We start from the raw sequence: 20,261 nt of genomic DNA, 5'->3' as shown, positions 1-20,261 counted from the left end.
CGCCCCATTCCCATGCCCTAAACTTCTTTCCGTCATAACTCCTTTCAACAAGCCGGGCAGAGCGGCGGCAGAAAGGAGCACAGATGGTATTCGATTTCTTGCGTCGTGGAACGGCTGGTGAGGCGCCTGAGGCGAAGGCGAGCGCGGCGGGGCCTGTGGTGGCGTGGCAGACCGGTGGGCGCGTGGCGTGGAGCCCCAGGGATGCGGTGTCGTTGACGCGGACGGGGTTTTCGGGGAACCCGGTGGGGTTTCGCTCGGTCAAGCTGATTGCCGAGGCGGCGGCGGCTTTGCCTCTGGTGCTGCAGGATCAGACGCAGCGCTATGATGTGCATCCGATCATATCCCTGATGCGCCGTCCGAATGCGGCGCAGGGGCGGGCGGAGTTGATGGAGGCTTTGTTCGGGCAATTGTTGCTGTCGGGGAACGCCTATGTCGAGGCGGCACAGGCCGAGGATGGATTGCCGATTGAACTGCACGTCTTGCGCTCTGACCGGATGAGTGTGGTGCCGGGGGCGGATGGGTGGCCCAAGGCGTATGACTATACGGCGGGCGGCAAGACGCATCGTTTCCCGGCTAATGCGATCTGTCATATCAAGTCATTCCACCCCCAAGACGATCACTATGGGTTCTCGCCAATGCAAGCTGCGGCGATGGCGATCGATGTGCATAACAGTGCATCGCGGTGGTCGAAATCTCTGCTGGACAATGCCGCGCGGCCTTCGGGGGCGCTGGTGTGGAAGGGCGGCGATGGCCATGGGGTGATGGCCGAGGATCAGTTCCGCCGCCTGTCCGATGAGATTGAGCAGAACTATCGCGGGGCGCGCAATGCCGGGCGACCGATGGTTCTGGAAGGGGGGCTGGATTGGAAGCCGATGGGTTTCTCACCCTCGGACATGGAGTTTCAAAAGACCAAGGAAGCCGCCGCCCGCGAGATCGCACTGGCCTTTGGGGTCCCGCCGATGCTGCTGGGGATCCAAGGCGACGCGACCTATTCGAACTATCAGGAGGCCAACCGGGCGTTCTATCGCCTGACCGTTCTGCCCCTGGTGACGCGGGTGGCGGCGGCGGTGTCAGAATGGCTAGTGGGCTTTACTGGCGAAGAACTGGTGTTGAAACCCGACCTGGATCAGGTACCAGCGCTGTCGGCGGAGCGGGATGCGCAATGGGCGCGGGTCAACGGCGCCGAGTTCCTGACAGATGCCGAGAAACGCGTGATGCTGGGGCTGCCGGAGCGTGCCGATGGCTGAGGGGTATCCGCCATTTGACTGTGCGCCGGGCCTGCGTCTGGCTGCGCATGAACGGGTGGCCGAGATCCAGCACGCACATCTATGCAGGCGGCTGGATCAGATCGAAGAGATGATGGAGCGGCTGGAGAAACGGCTGTGGCTGACGGTCTATGGGGTCGTAGCGGTGATCCTGGCGCAAGCGCTTCAGTCAATTCTGGTGGTGTCGCCATGAATTCAAAGGCTTATGAGGAGGTGTTCATGGATTTGGAGCACAAGTTCGCGCGGTTTAGCGATGGATTGTCGGTGACCGAGGATGCGGTGATCGAGGGCTATGCCAGCCTGTTTGGGCAGGTCGATCAAGGGAGCGATGTGGTGCAGAAAGGCGCATACCGCAGGTCGTTGGCCGGGCTGAAAGCGGCAGGTCAGCGGGTCAAGATGCTGTGGCAGCACGACCCGGCGCAGCCCATCGGTGTCTGGGACGACGTGCGCGAGGATGCGCGCGGGCTTTGGGTCAAGGGACGTATGTTGGAAAGCACGCAGAAAGGCCGTGAAGCCGCGGAATTGATCCGGGCCGGGGCCATTGACGGGCTGTCGATCGGCTATCGAACCAAGCGAGCCGTAAAAAATGAAAAGGGCCATCGGGTCCTGACCGAACTGGAGCTGTGGGAGGTGTCGCTTGTGACTTTTCCGATGCTGCCCAGTGCGCGGGTGGCGGCAAAGGGGACGACCCCAGATGCCGAGGACACCCTGCGCAGTATTGCCGAGGTGTTTGATCACGCCCGGCAGGAGCTGGCGCGAACCTAGCGCGCCTCAATCCCACCCAAACAAGGAAGTTCTGATGAGCAAGACCGAGACCCCGGCCTTGACCGGAGAGGGTGTGCCCCTGGTTCAGGAGGTGAAGCGGGCGATGACTGGATTCATGAACGAATTCAATGGCCTGAAGGCTGAAATTAAAACAAAACTGCAACAGACAGAAGAGCGACTGACCATGCTGGATCGTAAATCAATCACCGCGGCGCGACCGCATCTTGCGGCATCAATCGAGGACGGTGCGCCGCATCAGAAGGCTTTCGACGCCTATGTACGATGTGGTGATGATGACGGCCTGCGTGGCCTTGATATGGAAGCTAAATCGCTGTCCAGCGCCGTGAACAGCGATGGCGGCTATCTGGTCGACCCGCAAACCGCCGAGATGATCAAGTCGGTGCTGAAATCCACGGCCTCGATCCGTTCGATCGCTTCGGTGGTGAATGTCGAGGCAAACTCGTTCGACGTGTTGATCGACCACACCGACGTGGGCGCGGGCTGGGCGGATGAGAGTTCAGCGGCCACCGAGACAGCGACCCCGTCGATTGATCGCATCTCGATTGCCTTGCACGAGTTGAGCGCGCTGCCCAAGGCGTCGCAGCGTTTGCTGGATGACAGCGCGTTTGATGTCGAGGGATGGCTAGCCGGTCGTATTGCCGATAAGTTTGCCCGTGCCGAAGCGGCGGCGTTCATCTCGGGCGATGGCGCGGACAAACCCAACGGCATTCTGAACCATGCCAAGGTCGACAATGATGTCTGGACCTGGGGCAATCTGGGCTATGTCCCGACTGGCATTGACGGTGGTGTCGATGCGGATGCGATTGTCGATGTGGTCTATGCGCTGGGCGCTCAGTACCGGGTCAATGGCACCTTCGTGATGAATTCAAAAACTGCCGGTGTGATCCGCAAGCTGAAAGACAGCGATGGTCGCTTCCTGTGGTCAGACGGTCTGGCCGCAGGTGAGCCTGCGCGCCTGATGGGGTATCCGGTGCTAATTGCCGAGGATATGCCAGATGCGGGCACCGATAGCTTCTCGATCGCATTCGGTGACTTCCAGGCCGGCTACACCATTGCCGAGCGCCCTGATCTGCGCGTCTTGCGCGATCCGTTCAGCGCCAAGCCGCATGTCCTGTTCTACGCGACCAAACGTGTGGGCGGCGACGTGAGCGACTTTGCCGCGATCAAGCTAGTGAAATTCGGCACCGCCTAAGCGGTGACGGATCCGGGGGGCCATTGGCCCCTCGGGTGCGGGCGCGGGCCGGGGTGAGATCCCCTGCGTTGTCTAGCTGCTCCCCTCCGTCCGAGCAACGTGGGGCGGCGCGTGCCCGTCATTTTCTTGAGTGAGGCCCCCGGAGGGGTCCGAGATTGCGGAGTAAATGGATGATGTTGATCGAAGAAACCGCCATCGCGGATGCGGCGCTGCCGGTGGATCAGTTTAAGGCGCATCTGCGGCTGGGCACGGGCTTTGCCGAAGACAGCGTACAGGATGATGTGCTGAAAGGATTTCTGCGCGCAGCCGTTGCGGCAATCGAAGCGCGCACCGGCAAGGTTCTGATCGAGCGCGATTTTTCCTGGAGCCTGACCGCCTGGCGAGATCAGTCGGGAGAGGTGCTGCCGGTGGCTCCGGTCACCGAGCTCAAAAGTGTGACGCTGGCAGACGCAGACGGTGCAGAGACTGTTGTCACGCCGGATAGATACCGGTTGGAAAAAGATACTCAGCGCCCCCGGCTTAGGCCAATGGGGTCATTGATGCCGAAGATGCCAAAGGGTGGTTCTGTCAGGATCGTCTTTGCCGCAGGGATGGCAATGGATTGGGGCGGGTTGCCCGCCGATCTGGGGCAGGCGGTGCTGCTGCTGGCCGCGCACTACTACGAATACCGCGACGAGACAGCGTTGGGTGCTGGGTGCATGCCTTTTGGCGTCACCAGTCTGATCCAACGCTATCGCACAGTTCGGTTTGGCGCTGGGGTGATGCAATGAAAGCGCCGAGGTTGCACAGAACGCTGGTGCTGGAGGCGCCGGTACGCGTGGCCGATGGGTCAGGCGGATACACCGAAACCTGGGTGCCGCTGGGCACGGTATGGGCCGAGGTGACCGCGCGCAGCGGGTCCGAGCGGCAGGTGGCTGGCGTCCCGATATCGCGGGTCGGCTATCGCATCGTGGTCCGGGGTGCGCCCACAGGTTCGACCATGCGGCCATCGCCGGATCAGCGCTTTGCAGAGGGCACACGTCGCTTTGTCATCCGCGCTGTAGCTGAGCGTGATCCACGCGGCCAATACCTGACATGTTTCGCGGATGAGGAGGTGGCAGCATGAGCTATGGCGTTTCAGCCGCCCTGCAAGCAGCGGTTTTCCAGCAGCTGTCCGGTGACACGCGAGTAAACGATCTGTCAGGAGGCGCGATTTATGACGCAGTTCCCGTCGGTGCAGTACCACAGACCTACGTAGCCCTGGGGCCCGAGGAAGTTCGTGATGCCTCTGACCGATCGGGTGGGGGTGCGGTGCACCGGTTCACGGTTTCGGTCGTGTCCGAAGCCGCAGGGTTCGGGGCCGCCAAGACCCTGGCCGGTGCGGTGTGTGACGCGCTGGACGGTGCCATGCCCAGCCTTGATCGCGGGTGTCTGGTGGGCCTGTGGTTCGAGCGCGCCTCGGCCCGGCGCGCCGGGACCGGTGGAGCGGTCCGCCAGATCGACCTGAAATTCCGCGCCCGCGTGGAAGATGACTAACCAATCAACGGAGAGAGCATATGGGTGCCCAGAACGGCAAGGACCTGTTGGTCAAAGTGGATATGAACGGCAGCGGTCTGTTCGAAACTATCGTGGGATTGCGCGCTACGCGCGTCAGTTTCAACGCGGAAAGCGTGGATGTCACTAGTTTGGAAAGTCAGGGTGGCTGGCGCGAACTTCTATCGGGTGCTGGGGTCAAATCGGCGTCGATATCCGGTTCAGGCGTGTTCAAGGATGCCGGGACCGATGAACGCGCGCGGCAATTGTTCTTTGACGGCGAAACACCGGATTTTCAGGTCATCATCCCCGATTTCGGCATTGTCGACGGGCCGTTTCTGGTCACAGGTGTCGAATATGCGGGCTCGCACAACGGCGAGGCGACCTATGAGATGAGTTTGGCCAGCGCCGGCGCGCTGAGCTTTACGGCGCTGTAAGTCGATGGCCAATCCGTGGACGGGCGAGGTGGCTTTGACCATCGATGGAGAGCGGTGGGTGCTCAAGCTGACGCTGGGCGCTTTGGCGGAATTGGAACAAGAGCTGGGTGCCGGTTCGCTGGTGGAACTCGTGCAACGGTTCGAAAGCGGAGCTTTTTCCAGTGGTGACGTATTGGCTCTGATCGTGGCCGGGTTGCGTGGCGGTAGCGGCGACGTCAACCGCGCCGATCTGCTGAGCGCCGAAATCGAGGGTGGCCCGATGGCAGCTGCGCGTGCGGCAGCCGAGTTGTTGGCGCGGGCCTTCATGGTGCCGGATCCGGCATGAGCGGGTTCAATTGGCCCGCCTTGATGCGGGCCGCGCTTGTCGGTCTGCGTCTGACGCCGGATCAGTTCTGGCGACTGACCCCGGCCGAATTGCAACTGATGTTGGGGCAGGGCGCAGGGATGCCGTCGATGAACCGGGCTGGCCTGGATGCGTTGCTGAAGGCTTACCCGGACAAATTACAAGGAGAGCGTGATGACGGATCGTGACGGGTATGATGACCTGCAGGAGCGCGGCGATGCGCTGGGCGACTCGCTGGGCGACGCGGCATCTATGGCGGCTGCTTTTGACGGCCAGATGAAACGGATCAGCGCGGCGTTTGAGGAAACCGGCAAGGATGTCGCGACGCTGGAACGCGGCATGTCCAGCGGGTTGCGCAAAGCCTTCGATGGCGTGGTGCTGGATGGGATGAACCTGTCCGATGCGCTGGACGTTTTGAAGAACTCAATGATCCGCACGGCGTATTCGGCGGCGATCAAGCCGGTGACGGATCACTTTGGCGGGATGCTGGCCGGAACCGTTGGCGGTCTGGTGCAGGGGCTTTTGCCATTTGCCGACGGCGGCAGCTTTTCGCAAGGGCGGGTGATGCCCTTCGCCAATGGCGGCGTTGTCAGCGGCCCAACCACATTTCCCATGCGCGGCGGAACCGGGTTGATGGGGGAAGCCGGCCCCGAAGCGATCATGCCTTTGGCGCGCGGGTCGGACGGTAAACTTGGGGTGCGCACCTCGGGCAGTGGGCGTGCCGTCAATGTCGTGATGAACATCACCACCCCGGACGTACAGGGGTTCCGTCGCAGTCAAAGCCAGATTGCGGCGCAGATGAGCCGCGCGCTGGGGCGCGGCAATCGCAACAGGTAACTTGAGGGAGCAGGCCATGAATTTCCATGAGGTTAGATTTCCCGCCAGCCTGAGCTTTGGTTCGGTAGGCGGCCCCGAGCGGCGCACAGATATCGTGACGCTGGCCAATGGGTTTGAAGAACGTAACACGCCCTGGGCCCATTCAAGGCGACGCTATGATGCCGGGCTGGGGATGCGCTCGTTGGATAATATCGAAGCGCTGATTTCGTTCTTCGAGGCGCGGCAGGGGCAGATGTTCGGATTTCGGTGGAAAGATTGGTCTGACTTCAAGTCGGGCGCAGCAACGGCTGAGGTAGAGAATGCCGATCAGGTCATCGCGCGTGGCGACGGCAAGACGACCGAGTTCCAATTGGTGAAAACCTACAGCTCTGGCGGGTTCAAATACGTCCGACCAATCATCAAACCAGTTCTCGGGACAGTCAAACTTGGTCTTGAACAGGACGAAATGCGCGAAGGCGTGGATTTCGAGGTGGATCTGGCGCGGGGCCGGGTCACGTTCACGATCGCACCTCCGCAAGATGTGGAAATAACGGCCGGGTTCGAGTTTGACGTGCCTGTTCGGTTCGACACCGACATGATCCAGACCAGCGTGGCCAGCTTTCAGGCAGGCGACGTGCCCAACGTTCCGGTGGTCGAGGTGCGGGTCTGATGGGGGGTAATGCACAGGGATTGCAGGAGCATCTGCAAAGCGGGGTGACCACCACCTGTCGGTGTTGGGCAATTACCCGCACGGATGGGCAGGTCTATGGGTTTACCGATCATGATATGGAGTTGCGCTTTGACGGGCTGACATTCAAAGCAAGCTCTGGCCTGACCGCAGCTGCGATCGAACAGGCAACCGGGCTTTCGATTGACAACTCTGAAGCGATGGGTGCGCTGTCTGATGCGGCAATCAGGGAAGAGGACATTGAGGCCGGGCGGTTTGACGGTGCTCAGGTTCGGGCTTGGTTGGTGAACTGGGCAGACCCTGAACAAAGAACTCTACAGTTTCGTGGTTCGATTGGGGAAATGCGTCGTGGTGGCGGGGCGTTTCATGCTGAGCTGCGAGGGCTGACGGATCTGCTGAACCGGCCCTTGGGGCGGATTTACCAAAAACCTTGCACCGCAGTGCTGGGCGACGGCGCTTGCCGATTCAACGCGGCAGCACCTGGTTTTCAGGCAGAGGCTGAGATCGTCAGCCTGTCGGCGGGCAGTGTGCTGCAGCTGAAAGGCGCGGACGCGCCGGATATGGCATGGTTCGAACGTGGCCGCCTGGATGTGATTTCCGGCACGGCCTCGGGTCTTTGGGCGTCGGTCAAACAGGATAAGCGTGTCTCGGGTGGGCGCAATGTCACCTTATGGACGGGGATCAGTGGCGGACTGACAGTCGGTGATCGTGTCCGGCTGACGGCCGGGTGCGACAAGCGCATGGAGACCTGCCGAAGAAAATTCAACAACCTCATCAATTTTCAAGGTTTTCCGGACTTGCCGGGTGAGGATTGGGTGATGGCTGTTCCCAAGAAAGACAAACCGAACAAAGGGGGCAGCAGACGATGACAGTAGACCGGCAGGACATAGTTGCAGAAGCGCGGCGTTGGCTAGGCACGCCGTACGTGCATCAGGCGTCCGTCAGGGGCGCGGGGGCGGATTGTTTGGGATTGCTACGCGGCATCTGGCGCGCGTTGTACGGAGCTGAGCCGGAGTCCGTGCCGAGCTACAGCATGGACTGGTCAGAGCCGCAGGGTGATGAACGCATGTGGGATGCCGCCCGCCGAAATTTGACATCAAAGCGGCCCTCGGAACTGGCAACAGGCGACGTATTGCTGTTCCGCATGCGCGATGGCGGCATCGCCAAACATGTGGGTGTTGCCAGCGAAATCGGCGCGGTCCCGCGGTTCATTCACGCATATTCCGGGCACGGCGTTGTAGAAAACGCCCTGAGCGACCCTTGGCGTCGCCGGGTTGTCGCCTGTTTCGCATTTCCGCTGGAGGTCAAGTAAATGGCTACGATTGTTCTTTCCGCAGCCGGGGCTGCCCTAGGCGGTTCGATCGGTGGCTCTGTCGCGGGTCTTTCCACGGCAATCATTGGCCGGGCCGTCGGCGCGACCTTGGGGCGGGTCATCGACCAGCGGTTGATGAGCCAATCTGTGATGGGTGGCGGCAGCGAAGTCGTCGAAACCGGCCGTCTGGATCGTTTCCGTCTGACCGAAACCGGCGAGGGGGCTTCGGTCACTACAGTGTTCGGCCGTATGCGTGTTGGCGGGCAGATCATCTGGGCATCGGACTTCCTGGAAACCCGCAGTACCAGCACGACCACCCAATCTACGCGGGGCGGGAAAGGGTCGCGTCGGCCAAGTTCGGCCACAACAACCACGACCACGCATACCTACAGCTATTCGATCTCGCTGGCGATTTCGGTGGGCGCTGGGCAGATCTCTGACATCTCGCGTATCTGGGCCGATGGTGAAGAGCTTGAGCGCGCGGGGCTGAATATGCGCCTGTATAACGGTACTGACGATCAGTTGCCTGATCCGCTGATCGAGGCCGTCGAGGGCACCGGGCAGGTCCCTGCGTACCGGGGCACGGCCTATGTGGTGATCGAGGACCTTCAACTTGCCGCGTTCGGCAACCGCGTCCCGCAGTTTTCCTTTGAGGTTGTCCGACAGGAACAGCCGGGGCTGCCAGACACGCCCGGTGCCGTTTCCCGGATCGTGCGCGGCGTGGCGATGATCCCGGGTACGGGTGAATACTCACTGGCCAGCAGGCAGGTGAACTATTCCAAAGGGCAGGGGCAAAGCTGGGCTGCGAACGTGCATTCGGCTTCGGGCGTTTCCGATCTGGTCACCTCAACTCACGCGCTGAATGCTGAATTGCCCGCCTGCGAAGCTGTGTCGCTTGTCGTGTCGTGGTTTGGCGACGATCTGCGGTGCGGTCAGTGCAAGGTGCAGCCAAAGGTCCTGCACAAAGAGTTTGATGGCGAGAACATGCCGTGGAGCGTATCAGGCGTATCCCGGGCAGCTGCCCAGGTTGTTCAGATCGAAAATGATCGACCAGTTTATGGGGCGACACCTGCGGATGCGTCGGTGGTCGAAGCGATCCGGCATCTGAACACATCCGGCAAGCGAGTGATGTTCTATCCGTTCATCCTGATGGACCAGTTGCGCGGCAACGGCCTGCCCGATCCTTGGTCTGACGCCGCCGATCAGCCGCACCTGCCATGGCGCGGGCGGATCACGCTGAGCGAGGCACCGGGGCGCAACGGATCCCCGGACAAGACAGCCGGGGCTGACACTCAGATTGCGCAATTCTTTGGCCAGGCCCGCGCAAGTGACTTTGTCGTCGGCGATGGCACCGTCACCTATACCGGCCCGCAGGAATGGGGTTTGTTCCGGTTCATTCTGCACTATGCGGCGCTCTGCAAGGCAGCCGGTGGTGTGGCGTCGTTCTGCATCGCATCTGAGATGCGCGGCCTGACGCAGATCAGGGGTGCGAACGGGTTTCCGGCCGTGGCGCAGATGCAAATCCTCACGGCGGAAGTGCGCAAAATCCTCGGGTCGGACACCAAAATCGGCTACGCCGCCGACTGGAGCGAGTATTTCGGTTACAAACCCGTCGATGCTGGCAGCGACCGGTACTTTCATCTGGATCCGCTTTGGGCCGATGACAATATCGACTTCGTTGGTATCGACAATTACATGCCCCTGTCCGATTGGCGGGACGGAGAAGATCACGTCGACACCAAAGCTGGCGTAGATGCGATCTATGATCTGGACTACTTGCGCGGTAATGTTGAAGGCGGGGAAGGCTACGATTGGTACTATGCCTCGACCGAGGAATCCAAAGCGCAGATCCGGTCTGCGATCGAAGATCAGGCGCATGATGAGGCCTGGATCTGGCGATACAAGGATATACGCAACTGGTGGTCGCAGCCGCATCACGAACGGATCGGAGGCGTGCGTCAAGCTAATCGGACCGCATGGGTGCCCATGTCCAAGCCGATCTGGTTCACGGAACTGGGCTGTGCGGCCATCGACAAAGGCACCAATCAGCCGAACAAATTTCTGGACCCGAAATCCTCGGAATCCAAGCTGCCGCGCTATTCCAACGGTCTGCGGGATGATTTCATTCAGGTTCAGTATCTCAAGGCGATTTTGGGCTATTGGTCCCAGGCAAAAAACAACCCGGTTTCCAATACTTACGGCGGCCACATGATTGATCTGTCCAACGCCTATGTTTGGGCCTGGGATGCGCGACCATATCCAACCTTCCCGAACCTGCAAAGCCAGTGGAGTGATGGTGAGAATTTCGCGCGAGGGCATTGGTTGAACGGGCGGTCGGGGTCGCGCACGCTGGCGTCAGTGGTGACCGAGATTTGTCACGGGGCTGGCGTGACCGACATCGACACTTCGCGTCTTTATGGTGTGGTGCGCGGCTATGCTATCGAACAGGTCTCGGACGCGCGATCCGCCTTGCAGCCGTTGATGCTGCGCTACGGTTTCGATGCGATCGAGAGGGATGGCGTATTGCGGTTTCAGATGCGCAATGGGCAACGCGCCATCGCGCTGGATCAGGAACATCTGGCGCTCAGCTCTGATATTGAAGCCGGTATCGAACATCGCCGCGAAGCCGAGGCTGAAATGACTGGCCGGGTGCGCTTGCGCTTTGTCCAATCGGATGGGGATCATGACATCGTCGCGGAAGAGGCCGTTCTGCCCGACACGCGGACCCATTCGGTGTCTGTCAACGAGATGCCCCTGTCAATGACACGTGCCGAAGGTCGCCAGACGGCGGAACGATGGCTTAGCGAGGCGCGGGTGTCCCGCGAAACCGTGCGCTTTGCGCTGCCGCCTTCGTTGGGGCACATCGGCGCGGGGGATGTCATCAGCCTGGATGAGGGCGGGCAGGGTGCGCGTTTCAGGATCGATCGACTGGAGCAAGCCGAGATGCAATTGGCGGATGCCGTTCGGATCGAACCGGGAATATACGCGCCGTCTGACCTGCCTGATGACATAGTCTCGACCAAGCCCTTCGTCGCCCCGGTTCCGGTTCTGCCGGTGTTCATGGATCTGCCGCTGATAACCGGCTCAGAGGTGCCGCATGCGCCTTACCTGGCTGTGTCCGCCGACCCCTGGCCAGGAAGCGCCGTAGTATTTTCGGCCGTGAATGATGAGGATTATACCTTGCAAGAGGTTATCTCGGCACAGGCCGTCATCGGGTTTACCCAAACACCTCTGCGGCGGGCCGGCATAGGGATTTGGGACGACGGTGCGCCGCTGCGCGTCAGGCTGGTCGATGGCTTGCTGGAATCGCGCCCGCGCGACGCTTTGTTGAATGGTGCCAATCTGGCCGCATTAGGGGACGGGACGCCCGGCAACTGGGAACTGTTCCAGTTCGCCAGCGCCGAACTTGTGGGTCAGGGGACCTATGCCCTGTCGGGGCGCCTGCGCGGGCAATTGGGGACGGACAGTGTCATGCCCGACACCTGGCCTGAAGGTTCAACTTTTGTCTTGCTGGATGAACGAGTGTTCCAAACCGGGCTGCTGCGGTCTGAACGGCGGGTGGCGAAACATTATCGCATTGGGCCGGGAACGCGTGCCTATGACGATCCTTCTTTCCTCCACCAGCTTCACGCCTTCGACGGAAACGGATTGCGGCCTTACGCTCCGGTGCATGTCAAATTGGCGAAAACCGGAGCGGGTGACGAAATCTCGTGGATCCGTCGAACCCGGCTGGACGGCGATGACTGGGGTGGATTTGACGTGCCGCTAGGGGAAGAGACTGAAGCCTATCTGGTGAAAATCAGGATAAACGGGTCAGTAATACGCGAACAGGTTACGTCAGAGCCGCGCTGGACATACCCATCAACGATGAAAGCCGCCGATGGCGTAACCGGCACTTACGAGGTTGATATTGCACAGATCTCTGCCAGCTATGGGCCGGGTCCCGCCGCACGCCTTCTGGTTGGGTAAGGCAAGCATGCGTCCTGTTCTTCATGGTGATGTGAGTTCCGCGGCGCGGGCGTTACTAAACGCGGCGCCTGCCGACCGGGAACGCCTGTGCACCAGAATGATCAACGAAGCTGAACTGGCCGACATTTATGTCGGCCAAACAGGCCGGTTACACCCGCTGTTTGGCAATGGATCATTGATGGCAGCGGCCCGAACCCGGTCATTGGTCGACGAGCCAAGCTTTGACGATTTTCAATATTGCCAGTGTTTTGAGATGGTTCTGCGATGCCTGGTTCAATTCCGCGTTACCCGGATGCGCAGCTGACGCACTTGCTGGCCGCTGGGTCAAGGTTCAGGCGACCCTCCGGAATCTCTTCGCCGCAATCCTCGCAATAGCCGAATTCACCATCTTTGATCCGGGTCAGGGCCACTAACAATCGGCGTGTTTCGATATCCCGATTTGCTTGCTGAGCCTTGGCCATGGCCTGATTTTGCAGGGCGTCCATCCGGCTGAGCCGCCCGACGGCCTGTTGGTCCAGTTCAACAACTGCCTGTGCCTCGGTTCCAAGCGCAGAGTGCTCGGCCAATTCGTCCAATCGCGCGTGGATACGGGCTTCGAAATCCTCTAACTGGGTTTCATTCATTTTCGTTGCCCTGCAGATCACGGGTTTGCGTTTGGTGATTTTCCAACTAAATGGCATTCTAGGCGCAGCAAAGGATGAAAAGCCATGTTCGAAACGCGCAGTCACGTGACCACCGTAGACCCTGTTTGGGATCGCATCACGATCGAAGCTCAGACGGCCGTCGAAATCGAGCCTTTGATGGGCGGGCTAGTGCATGCCTGTATTTTGCACCACCGCAGCCTGGAACGGGCGCTGTCCTACCGGATTGCAGCCAAGCTGTGCTCGAACGAAATGTCGATGATGGTACTGCGCGAGATCGTGGACGAAGCCTATGCCAACGACGCCACGCTGATCGAGGCCGCGCGCGCGGATCTGATGGCCGTCTATGAACGCGATCCGGCTTGCCACCGTCTGTTGCAGCCAATCCTGTACTTCAAAGGGTATCAGGCCATGCAAGCCTATCGCGTGGGGCACTGGTTGTGGCGCAAAGGGCGGCATGATCTGGCGTATTTCTTCCAGATGCGCTCGTCCGAGATTTTCGGGATCGATATCCACCCTGCGGCTAAGATCGGCAAGGGGATCATGATTGACCATGCGCATTCGATCGTGATTGGTGAAACGGCGATTGTCGGCGACAACGTCTCGATGTTGCATTCGGTGACCCTTGGCGGGACCGGAAAAGAAGAAGAAAAGCGCCACCCCACAATTGGCGACGGTGTGCTGATCGGCGCGGGTGCCAAGGTCCTGGGGAATATCTTAGTCGGCCATTGCAGCCGTATCGCTGCGGGTTCCGTGGTGCTACAGGAAGTTCCTGCGTGCAAAACCGTGGCTGGTATTCCGGCGAAAATCGTCGGAGAGGCCGGGTGCGATCAGCCGTCGATCTCGATGGACCACATGCTGGGCAAGGACCAGTAACTCAAATCAGTTCAAGCGATTGTTCTTTTCGATCAATCGCTTGCGACGCCGTTCTTCACGCCTCATTTTCCGCTCTTTTTTCCGTTTGGCGCGCTCGGCTTCGCGCTTGGCAGTTTCGACCGGGTCAGAGCTGAAGGCAGAATGTTCACCCAAATAGCTGTTGGGCTTTGCATAGGTGCCGGTTGGTACAGCGATCGCAATGGCTGCGACCAGCAAGAGTTTTGTCGAATGGTCGGAGAACATGGCGCACCAGTGTTTGAAGTTCCTGTACAAACAAGCTGGGTACTGCGTGTGATTGCGCAACAAATGCGTTGATCACAAACGCTCACGTTACAGTTGTGAACGGGGTGGGCCGCGCTGGTGGTTTTCAGCGCGGCCCGCTTAATTTCAGGCCAGCATGACCATCGGGTTTTCCAGATTGTCCACGATGGCCTTGAGCAGTTCAGCCCCAAGGGCACCGTCGATGACCCGGTGATCAACCGACATGGTGACGGACATCACGGTCGCTACGGCCAGCTCTCCGTCATCTCCGACGATCGGTTTTTTGACACCTGTTCCAACCGCGAGGATGCCCGCATGCGGCGGGTTCACGATGGCGTCGAAATTGTCGATTCCGAACATGCCGAGGTTCGAGACCGCGAACGTACCCCCCTGGTATTCATGCGGGGCCAGCTTGCGCTCACGCGCGCGACCGGCGAGGTCCTTCATTTCAGCCGAGAGCGCGGACAGCGACTTGGTATCGGCATCCTGCAGGACCGGTGTGAACAGGCCGCCTTCGATGGCAACCGCGACCGCTACGTCCGAGGGTTTCAATTGCAGAACCCGGTCACCGGCCCAGACAGCATTGCAGGCGGGAACCTGTTGCAGCGCGTTGGCGACGGCCTTGATGATGAAGTCGTTGACGCTCAGCTTTACGCCACGGCTTTCCAGCTGCTTGTTCAGCTGGCTGCGGAACTTGAGCAACGCGTCCAGCTTGATATCGCGGCGCAGGTAGAAATGCGGGATCGTCTGCTTGGCTTCGGACAGGCGGGCGGCAATGGTCTTGCGCATCCCGTCCAGCTTGATCTCTTCGTACGCGCGGCCCTCGTACATCCGGGCAACGGCATCCGCAGATGGTCCGGCAGGCGCGGCAGCAGCCGGGGCAGGTGCTGGCGCAGCAGCCGGAGCTGGAGCAGCGGCAGTTGCCGTGGCGCCTTCGACATCGGCCTTCACAATCCGTCCATGCGGGCCGGAGCCGGTGATTTGCGTCAGGTCCAGACCTTTTTGGGCTGCAATGCGACGGGCCAACGGTGACGCAAAGATGCGACCGCCATCCGCCTTGGCCGGAGCAGCCGGGGCAGGCGCCTCGGACGCCGCTGGCGCGGCAACCTCGTTGCCCGCGGCGGCTGCGGGCGCAGCCGCGGGTGTTGCAGCTAGTGTGGCCGCGATGTCACTGGCGCTCTCGCCCTCTTCCAGCAGCAACGCGATCGCGGTGTTGACCTTGACCCCTTCGGTGCCTTCAGAGATCAGGATCTTGCCGATTGTGCCTTCGTCGACGGCCTCGAATTCCATCGTGGCTTTGTCGGTTTCAATCTCGGCCAGCAGGTCGCCGGACGAGACGGTGTCGCCTTCCTTGACCAGCCATTTGGCAAGGGTGCCTTCCTCCATGGTCGGTGACAGGGCGGGCATCAGAATTTCCGTGGGCATCTGTCTGTCGCTCCTTACCGGTAGGTCACTTGTTTGACGGCTGCGATCACTTCTTCGGTTGTGATCAGGGCCAGTTTTTCCAGATTTGCGGCATAAGGCATCGGAACATCTTTGCCGGTGCAGTTGATGACCGGCGCGTCAAGGTAATCGAACGCTTCCTGCATCACCACGGATGAGATGTAGCCGCCGACCGAGCCTTGCGGCCAGCCTTCTTCGACGGTCACCAGACGGTTGGTCTTCATCACCGAGTTGATAATCGCGCCGGTGTCCATTGGCCGGATGGTGCGCAGGTCGATCACCTCGGCACTGATACCGTCCTCGGCCAGTTTATCAGCGGCTTCCAGCGCATATTGCATGCCGATGCCAAAGCTGACGATGGTGACGTCCGAACCTTCGCGCCAGATACGCGCCTTGCCCAGCGGGACCGTCAGATCATCCACCTGCGGCATGTCAAAAGAACGACCGTAAAGGATTTCGTTTTCCAGGAACACGACCGGGTTGGGATCGCGGATCGCTGATTTCAACAGACCTTTGGCGTCAGCCGCCGAATAGGGCATCACAACTTTCAGGCCGGGCACTTGCATATACCACGCAGCGTAGTCCTGGCTGTGCTGCGCACCGACGCGAGCAGCGGCACCGTTGGGGCCACGGAACACGATGGGGCAACCCATCTGACCACCGGACATATAGAGCGTCTTGGCTGCCGAGTTGATGATCTGGTCAATCGCCTGCATGGCGAAGTTGAAGGTCATAAACTCGACAATCGGTTTCAGTCCGGCCATGGCGGATCCGACGGCGATGCCGGCAAACCCGTGTTCGGTAATCGGGGTGTCGATCACGCGCTTGCTGCCGAACTCGTCCAGCATGCCCTGGCTGATTTTGTAGGCGCCCTGATATTCTGCGACTTCTTCGCCCATCAGGTAAACGTCTTCGTCACTGCGCATTTCTTCGGCCATCGCGTCACGCAGCGCTTCGCGCACGGTTTGCTGGACCATTGGTGCATCCGCTGGCCAGTCCGGGGAAAGATCCACCTTGGGTGCCGCAGGTGCGGTTGCAGCAGGGGCGGGGGCCTCTGCTGCCACGGGGGCAGCCTCGACCGCCGCCGCGCCTGCGGGCGCAGCCGCCGGAATGGCCGAGGCGTCTTCGCCTTCTTCAATCAGCACTGCGATGGGGGTGTTGACCTTGACCCCTTCGGTGCCTTCGGCGATCAGGATCTTGCCGACGATGCCTTCATCGACGGCTTCGAACTCCATTGTCGCCTTGTCGGTTTCGATCTCGGCCATGATGTCGCCGCTGGATACGGTGTCGCCTTCCTTGATCAGCCACTTGGCCAATGTGCCCTCTTCCATTGTGGGCGAAAGGGCGGGCATGAGAATTTCGGTTGCCATGTCTTAGTCGTCCTCTCAGGCGTAAATGTCGGTCCAGAGCTCTTCGACGGAAGGCTCGGGGCTTTCTTTCGAGAATTCGGCGGCTTGATTGACGATCTCTTTGATCTCTTTGTCGATCGCCTTCAGATCATCCTCGGTCGCATGTTTGCCGGTCAGCAGCAGCTCGCGCACATGTTCGATCGGGTCACTTTGCTCGCGAACTTTCTGAACTTCTTCGCGGGTGCGATACTTGGCCGGGTCGGACATCGAGTGGCCGCGGTAGCGGTAGGTCTTGATCTCGAGGATATAGGGGCCTTTGCCCGCGCGACAGTGTGCGACAGCCTTTTCCCCTGCGGCTTTGACAGCCAGCACATCCATGCCGTTGACGATCTCACCGGGGATGCCGAACGCTTCACCGCGGTGGTAGATATCCTTGGTCGAGGTCGAGCGCGCCTGCGCCGTACCCATGGCGTATTGGTTGTTCTCGATCACGAACACTACGGGCAGGTCCCAAAGGGCGGCCATGTTGAATGTCTCATAGACCTGGCCCTGGTTTGCTGCACCGTCACCGAAATAGGTAAAGGTCACACGACCGTTGCCCTTGTATTTGTCGGCAAATGCCAGGCCCGCACCCAGCGGAACCTGTGCGCCAACGATGCCGTGGCCGCCATAGAAATGCTTCTCTTTCGAGAACATGTGCATAGAGCCGCCCTTGCCTTTGGACAGACCACCAATCCGCCCGGTCAGTTCGGCCATCACACCGCCCGGTTCCATGCCGCAAGCCAGCATGTGACCGTGGTCGCGGTAAGAGGTAATACGCTTGTCACCTTCTTCAGTCGCAGCCTCAAGGCCGACGACAACGGCCTCTTGGCCGATATAGAGGTGGCAGAAACCGCCAATCAGACCCATGCCATAGAGCTGACCGGCCTTTTCTTCGAATCGGCGGATCAACAACATTTCACGGTAATATTCGGTAAGTTCTTCCGCAGAAACGTTTGGTTTCTTTGTGGTTTTTCGCGCAGCCATGTTGGCGATCTCCCCCTCTCGGCAAGATAGTTTAGCGTTAAACTATTTCATAAAGCATTTCCTGCTTTCTGGCGAGTGGAAATGTGACGCAGCATAGGGACAATCAGGGCGCGCCTAGATACATGGACTGGCATGTAAAAATCGCTGGATTTGTCGACGAAAACCCGGCCGCCGGGTCAGCGGATGACGATCTCATCCGAGCGGATCATGCCCAGCACGGACCGCGCCTGCTGATCCAGAAGATCCAGATCCAGGTAATTGTCCGACAGGCGGCGCGTCAGGTTTTCCATTTCCGTGATCTCGGCGTCAAGCTTGGTAAGGTCGCGCGACAGGGCGTCCCGTTCCGCTGCAATCTCGACCCGTCGGAACAGGCCATAGTCGCCCTGCACGGCGGCGAAGGTGAAATAAACACCCAGCGTTAAAGCCACCATGAAGAATACAACTGAGCCCAAACCGGGCCGATGGGAACGGGACACTCTGTTTACCGCCGTATGAAGTCTGCCTCAAAAACGTGCCCTTTTCGGGCATCTGCTTGCACTATGTCACAGGTGATTCGGCTTGTGAATCCCTCGATTCGCAATTTTTGAAGATCAGCAGAAAAAATATGTTCGCATGATGAATTTGTCTGGCGTGAAATGCGGTTATCGCCAGGCTTCAAGCGCTTGATTGCGCTGCAGGGTTTGTTCTTCCATGCAGGCCCAATAGAACATGGGGGCCGCGCTACCGTCGCTTTCCAGCTCAAGGTCACAGGTCGCGTCACGGCGTTTCAGCCAGGCGCGTTGCTCGGTCAGCAGGGTTTGGCCATCACCGCGTGTGTCCGATGCGGGTTTGACCTCGGACCAAAGGCGGTTCAACTCTTGATCTGCAACTTCCCATTTCTCTTTGGCGCAGAAATTGAGATCGAGCTGTGTGTGCCCTTCGCAGTGGGATTGAGCGAACGCGGCAGAAGGCAGAAGCATAGCGGTAAGGGCGGCAACGGCTTTCATGGCAGATCTCCCGGTTTAAGGGATAGTGTACCATGAACGCCGATTACCAGACAAAAGGGGCGTTACTGATCCAACGCGGCAACGCCGGGCAGCGTTTTGCCTTCCATCCATTCCAGGAATGCGCCACCGGCGGTCGAGATGTAGGAAAAGTCCCGGGCAGCACCGGACGCATTCAGCGCAGCGACCGTGTCACCACCGCCTGCGACCGACACAAGCTGTCCGGACCGTGTCAGCTCAGCTGCTTTCAGGGCGGCTGCATTGGTGGCGGCATCGAATGGTTCAATCTCGAATGCGCCCAGAGGGCCGTTCCAGATGAGCGTCCGGCTCTTGTCGAAAATCGCAGTGATTTCCGCGACGGTTTCCGGACCAGCATCAAGGATCATGCTGTCTTCGGGGCATTGATCAGCTGGCAGGATCTGATTGGGGGCGTGGGCTTCGAACTTTTCGGCGACCACGACATCGCGGGGCAGGACAATCTGACAGCCGGTTGTCTCGGCCTTGGTCAGAATCTCGACAGCGGTGTCTTTCATCGCCGTTTCAGCCAGCGATTTGCCGACGTTTACGCCTTGGGCAACGAGGAAGGTGTTCGCCATGCCACCGCCAATGATCAAGTAATCCACTTTTTCGATCAGGTTGCCCAACAGGTCCAACTTGGTCGAAACCTTGGCACCGCCTACGACGGCTGTGACAGGACGCTTTGGGGCTCCCAAAGCTGCTTCCAGCGCGCTCAGCTCTTGCTGCATCAGACGGCCAGCACAGGCGGGTAGCAACCGGGCCAGCGCCTCGGTCGAGCTATGCGCACGGTGTGCGGCCGAGAAGGCATCGTTGCAGTACACATCGCCCATCTTTGCCATGCCGGCAGCCAGTTCAGGGCTGTTCTTTGTTTCTGCAGCGTGAAAGCGCGTGTTTTCCAACAAAAGCACCTCGCCTGCGCCCAGGTTTGCCGCAGCGGTTTCTGCCTCGATCCCGACACAGTCATCGCCGAACCTCACCTTGGTGCCAAAGGCCGTCTCCAGCGTCGGAACAAGCTGCTTCAGCGACAGGTTCTGGCGGCGCTCTCCGCCCGGGCGTCCGAAATGCGCCAGCAGGATGGGCTTGCCGCCAGCGGCCAAGATGTCCTTAACGGTCGGCACGATGCGTTCGATACGGGTGGCGTCGGTCACGACCCCGTCGACCACCGGCACGTTGATATCCACGCGCACCAGAACGCGTTTGCCGTTCAGGTCCATGTCGTCCAGTGTTTTCCAGCCCATCGCGCAATCCTCGACAAATGTGAAAGTGACTTAGGCGGTTCTTTTCCTGCATTTTGCCCTCAGGTCAATGCGTCACTTGGCATTCGCGCGCCCTGCGCATAGGTAT

General features: G+C 60.0%; 25 protein-coding genes. 17 read left to right on the top strand and 8 right to left on the bottom strand.

Annotation, left to right across the window (positions count from 1 at the left end; translation table 11 throughout):
- Window positions 1–83 precede the first annotated feature (83 nt).
- The 16 genes from DS906_RS07065 (at window position 84) to DS906_RS06990 (ending at window position 12,624) form a co-directional block, all read left to right on the top strand.
- Window positions 84–1,247: a phage portal protein gene (locus DS906_RS07065; RefSeq protein ID WP_113789504.1), complete on the top strand. Its 1,164-nt coding sequence runs from the start codon at window positions 84–86 to the stop codon at window positions 1,245–1,247.
- Entirely contained in the window at window positions 1,240–1,458 is a 219-nt protein-coding gene (locus DS906_RS07060) for a hypothetical protein (protein ID WP_113789503.1), read from the top strand. The genes DS906_RS07065 and DS906_RS07060 overlap by 8 nt, the downstream gene beginning before the upstream one ends.
- A gap of 26 nt (window positions 1,459–1,484) precedes the next feature.
- Window positions 1,485–2,030, top strand: coding sequence for an HK97 family phage prohead protease (locus DS906_RS07055; protein ID WP_113789583.1), 546 nt, complete (start codon window positions 1,485–1,487; stop codon window positions 2,028–2,030).
- Window positions 2,031–2,064: 34 nt separating this feature from the next.
- The gene (locus DS906_RS07050; protein ID WP_113789502.1) at window positions 2,065–3,243 is read left to right on the top strand and encodes a phage major capsid protein; all 1,179 of its coding nucleotides are present in this window, start codon (window positions 2,065–2,067) and stop codon (window positions 3,241–3,243) included.
- A gap of 170 nt (window positions 3,244–3,413) precedes the next feature.
- Window positions 3,414–4,013 carry a head-tail connector protein gene (locus DS906_RS07045; protein ID WP_113789501.1) on the top strand — a complete coding sequence of 200 codons (600 nt, stop codon included), beginning with the start codon at window positions 3,414–3,416 and terminating at the stop codon, window positions 4,011–4,013.
- Window positions 4,010–4,348 carry a phage head closure protein gene (locus DS906_RS07040; RefSeq protein WP_113789500.1) on the top strand — a complete coding sequence of 113 codons (339 nt, stop codon included), beginning with the start codon at window positions 4,010–4,012 and terminating at the stop codon, window positions 4,346–4,348. Before DS906_RS07045 ends, DS906_RS07040 begins: the two co-directional genes overlap by 4 nt.
- Window positions 4,345–4,758: a DUF3168 domain-containing protein gene (locus DS906_RS07035; RefSeq protein WP_113789499.1), complete on the top strand. Its 414-nt coding sequence runs from the start codon at window positions 4,345–4,347 to the stop codon at window positions 4,756–4,758. The genes DS906_RS07040 and DS906_RS07035 overlap by 4 nt, the downstream gene beginning before the upstream one ends.
- Window positions 4,759–4,778: 20 nt before the next feature.
- Window positions 4,779–5,192: a phage major tail protein, TP901-1 family gene (locus DS906_RS07030; protein WP_113789498.1), complete on the top strand. Its 414-nt coding sequence runs from the start codon at window positions 4,779–4,781 to the stop codon at window positions 5,190–5,192.
- Between the two features lie 4 nt (window positions 5,193–5,196).
- Window positions 5,197–5,517 carry a gene transfer agent family protein gene (locus DS906_RS07025; RefSeq protein WP_113789497.1) on the top strand — a complete coding sequence of 107 codons (321 nt, stop codon included), beginning with the start codon at window positions 5,197–5,199 and terminating at the stop codon, window positions 5,515–5,517.
- Entirely contained in the window at window positions 5,514–5,723 is a 210-nt protein-coding gene (locus DS906_RS07020; RefSeq protein ID WP_113789496.1) for a rcc01693 family protein, read from the top strand. Before DS906_RS07025 ends, DS906_RS07020 begins: the two co-directional genes overlap by 4 nt.
- On the top strand, window positions 5,710–6,372 hold the full coding sequence (locus DS906_RS07015; RefSeq protein WP_113789495.1) for a phage tail tape measure protein: 663 nt from the start codon (window positions 5,710–5,712) through the stop codon (window positions 6,370–6,372). The genes DS906_RS07020 and DS906_RS07015 overlap by 14 nt, the downstream gene beginning before the upstream one ends.
- Before the next feature lie 16 nt (window positions 6,373–6,388).
- Window positions 6,389–7,021, top strand: a complete 633-nt coding sequence (locus tag DS906_RS07010) for a DUF2460 domain-containing protein (protein WP_113789494.1) — start codon at window positions 6,389–6,391, stop codon at window positions 7,019–7,021.
- A complete protein-coding gene (locus DS906_RS07005; RefSeq protein WP_113789493.1) occupies window positions 7,021–7,908 on the top strand; it encodes a DUF2163 domain-containing protein in 888 nt (295 codons plus the stop codon). The genes DS906_RS07010 and DS906_RS07005 overlap by 1 nt, the downstream gene beginning before the upstream one ends.
- Window positions 7,905–8,351: an NlpC/P60 family protein gene (locus DS906_RS07000; RefSeq protein WP_113789492.1), complete on the top strand. Its 447-nt coding sequence runs from the start codon at window positions 7,905–7,907 to the stop codon at window positions 8,349–8,351. The genes DS906_RS07005 and DS906_RS07000 overlap by 4 nt, the downstream gene beginning before the upstream one ends.
- Window positions 8,352–12,320: a glycoside hydrolase/phage tail family protein gene (locus DS906_RS06995; RefSeq protein WP_113789491.1), complete on the top strand. Its 3,969-nt coding sequence runs from the start codon at window positions 8,352–8,354 to the stop codon at window positions 12,318–12,320.
- Between the two features lie 7 nt (window positions 12,321–12,327).
- Window positions 12,328–12,624, top strand: a complete 297-nt coding sequence (locus tag DS906_RS06990) for a hypothetical protein (protein WP_113789490.1) — start codon at window positions 12,328–12,330, stop codon at window positions 12,622–12,624.
- On the opposite strand, the gene DS906_RS06985 is transcribed toward DS906_RS06990, so the two are convergent.
- A complete protein-coding gene (locus DS906_RS06985; protein ID WP_113789489.1) occupies window positions 12,605–12,943 on the bottom strand; it encodes a TraR/DksA C4-type zinc finger protein in 339 nt (112 codons plus the stop codon). The two genes, DS906_RS06990 and DS906_RS06985, sit on opposite strands and share 20 nt — an antisense overlap.
- 84 nt (window positions 12,944–13,027) lie before the next feature.
- Between DS906_RS06985 and cysE the strand changes: the two genes are divergently transcribed.
- Window positions 13,028–13,837, top strand: coding sequence for a serine O-acetyltransferase (gene cysE, locus DS906_RS06980; protein ID WP_113789488.1), 810 nt, complete (start codon window positions 13,028–13,030; stop codon window positions 13,835–13,837).
- A 6-nt stretch (window positions 13,838–13,843) separates the two neighbouring features.
- Here the strand turns inward: cysE and DS906_RS06975 are convergent, their stop codons facing one another.
- From DS906_RS06975 to pgk, 7 genes are all read right to left on the bottom strand, one after another.
- Complete coding sequence (locus DS906_RS06975) at window positions 13,844–14,080, bottom strand: hypothetical protein (RefSeq protein WP_113789487.1); 237 nt, start codon at window positions 14,078–14,080, stop codon at window positions 13,844–13,846.
- Between the two features lie 144 nt (window positions 14,081–14,224).
- On the bottom strand, window positions 14,225–15,523 hold the full coding sequence (locus DS906_RS06970) for a pyruvate dehydrogenase complex dihydrolipoamide acetyltransferase (protein ID WP_113789486.1): 1,299 nt from the start codon (window positions 15,521–15,523) through the stop codon (window positions 14,225–14,227).
- A gap of 14 nt (window positions 15,524–15,537) precedes the next feature.
- Window positions 15,538–16,911 carry a pyruvate dehydrogenase complex E1 component subunit beta gene (locus tag DS906_RS06965; protein ID WP_113789485.1) on the bottom strand — a complete coding sequence of 458 codons (1,374 nt, stop codon included), beginning with the start codon at window positions 16,909–16,911 and terminating at the stop codon, window positions 15,538–15,540.
- A 15-nt stretch (window positions 16,912–16,926) separates the two neighbouring features.
- A complete protein-coding gene (gene pdhA / locus DS906_RS06960; RefSeq protein WP_113789484.1) occupies window positions 16,927–17,916 on the bottom strand; it encodes a pyruvate dehydrogenase (acetyl-transferring) E1 component subunit alpha in 990 nt (329 codons plus the stop codon).
- Window positions 17,917–18,092: 176 nt separating this feature from the next.
- A complete protein-coding gene (locus DS906_RS06955; RefSeq protein WP_199528501.1) occupies window positions 18,093–18,392 on the bottom strand; it encodes a septum formation initiator family protein in 300 nt (99 codons plus the stop codon).
- A 165-nt stretch (window positions 18,393–18,557) separates the two neighbouring features.
- The gene (locus DS906_RS06950; RefSeq protein ID WP_113789483.1) at window positions 18,558–18,902 is read right to left on the bottom strand and encodes a lysozyme inhibitor LprI family protein; all 345 of its coding nucleotides are present in this window, start codon (window positions 18,900–18,902) and stop codon (window positions 18,558–18,560) included.
- A 62-nt stretch (window positions 18,903–18,964) separates the two neighbouring features.
- On the bottom strand, window positions 18,965–20,155 hold the full coding sequence (pgk, locus tag DS906_RS06945; protein WP_113789482.1) for a phosphoglycerate kinase: 1,191 nt from the start codon (window positions 20,153–20,155) through the stop codon (window positions 18,965–18,967).
- Between the last annotated feature and the right edge of the window lie 106 nt (window positions 20,156–20,261).

It is taken from the genome of Ruegeria sp. A3M17 (genome assembly GCF_003318255.1).
GTDB lineage: Bacteria > Pseudomonadota > Alphaproteobacteria > Rhodobacterales > Rhodobacteraceae > Ruegeria.
Note: the sequence above shows the minus strand (reverse complement) of the source record. Positions and strands in the feature narration are given on the sequence as shown.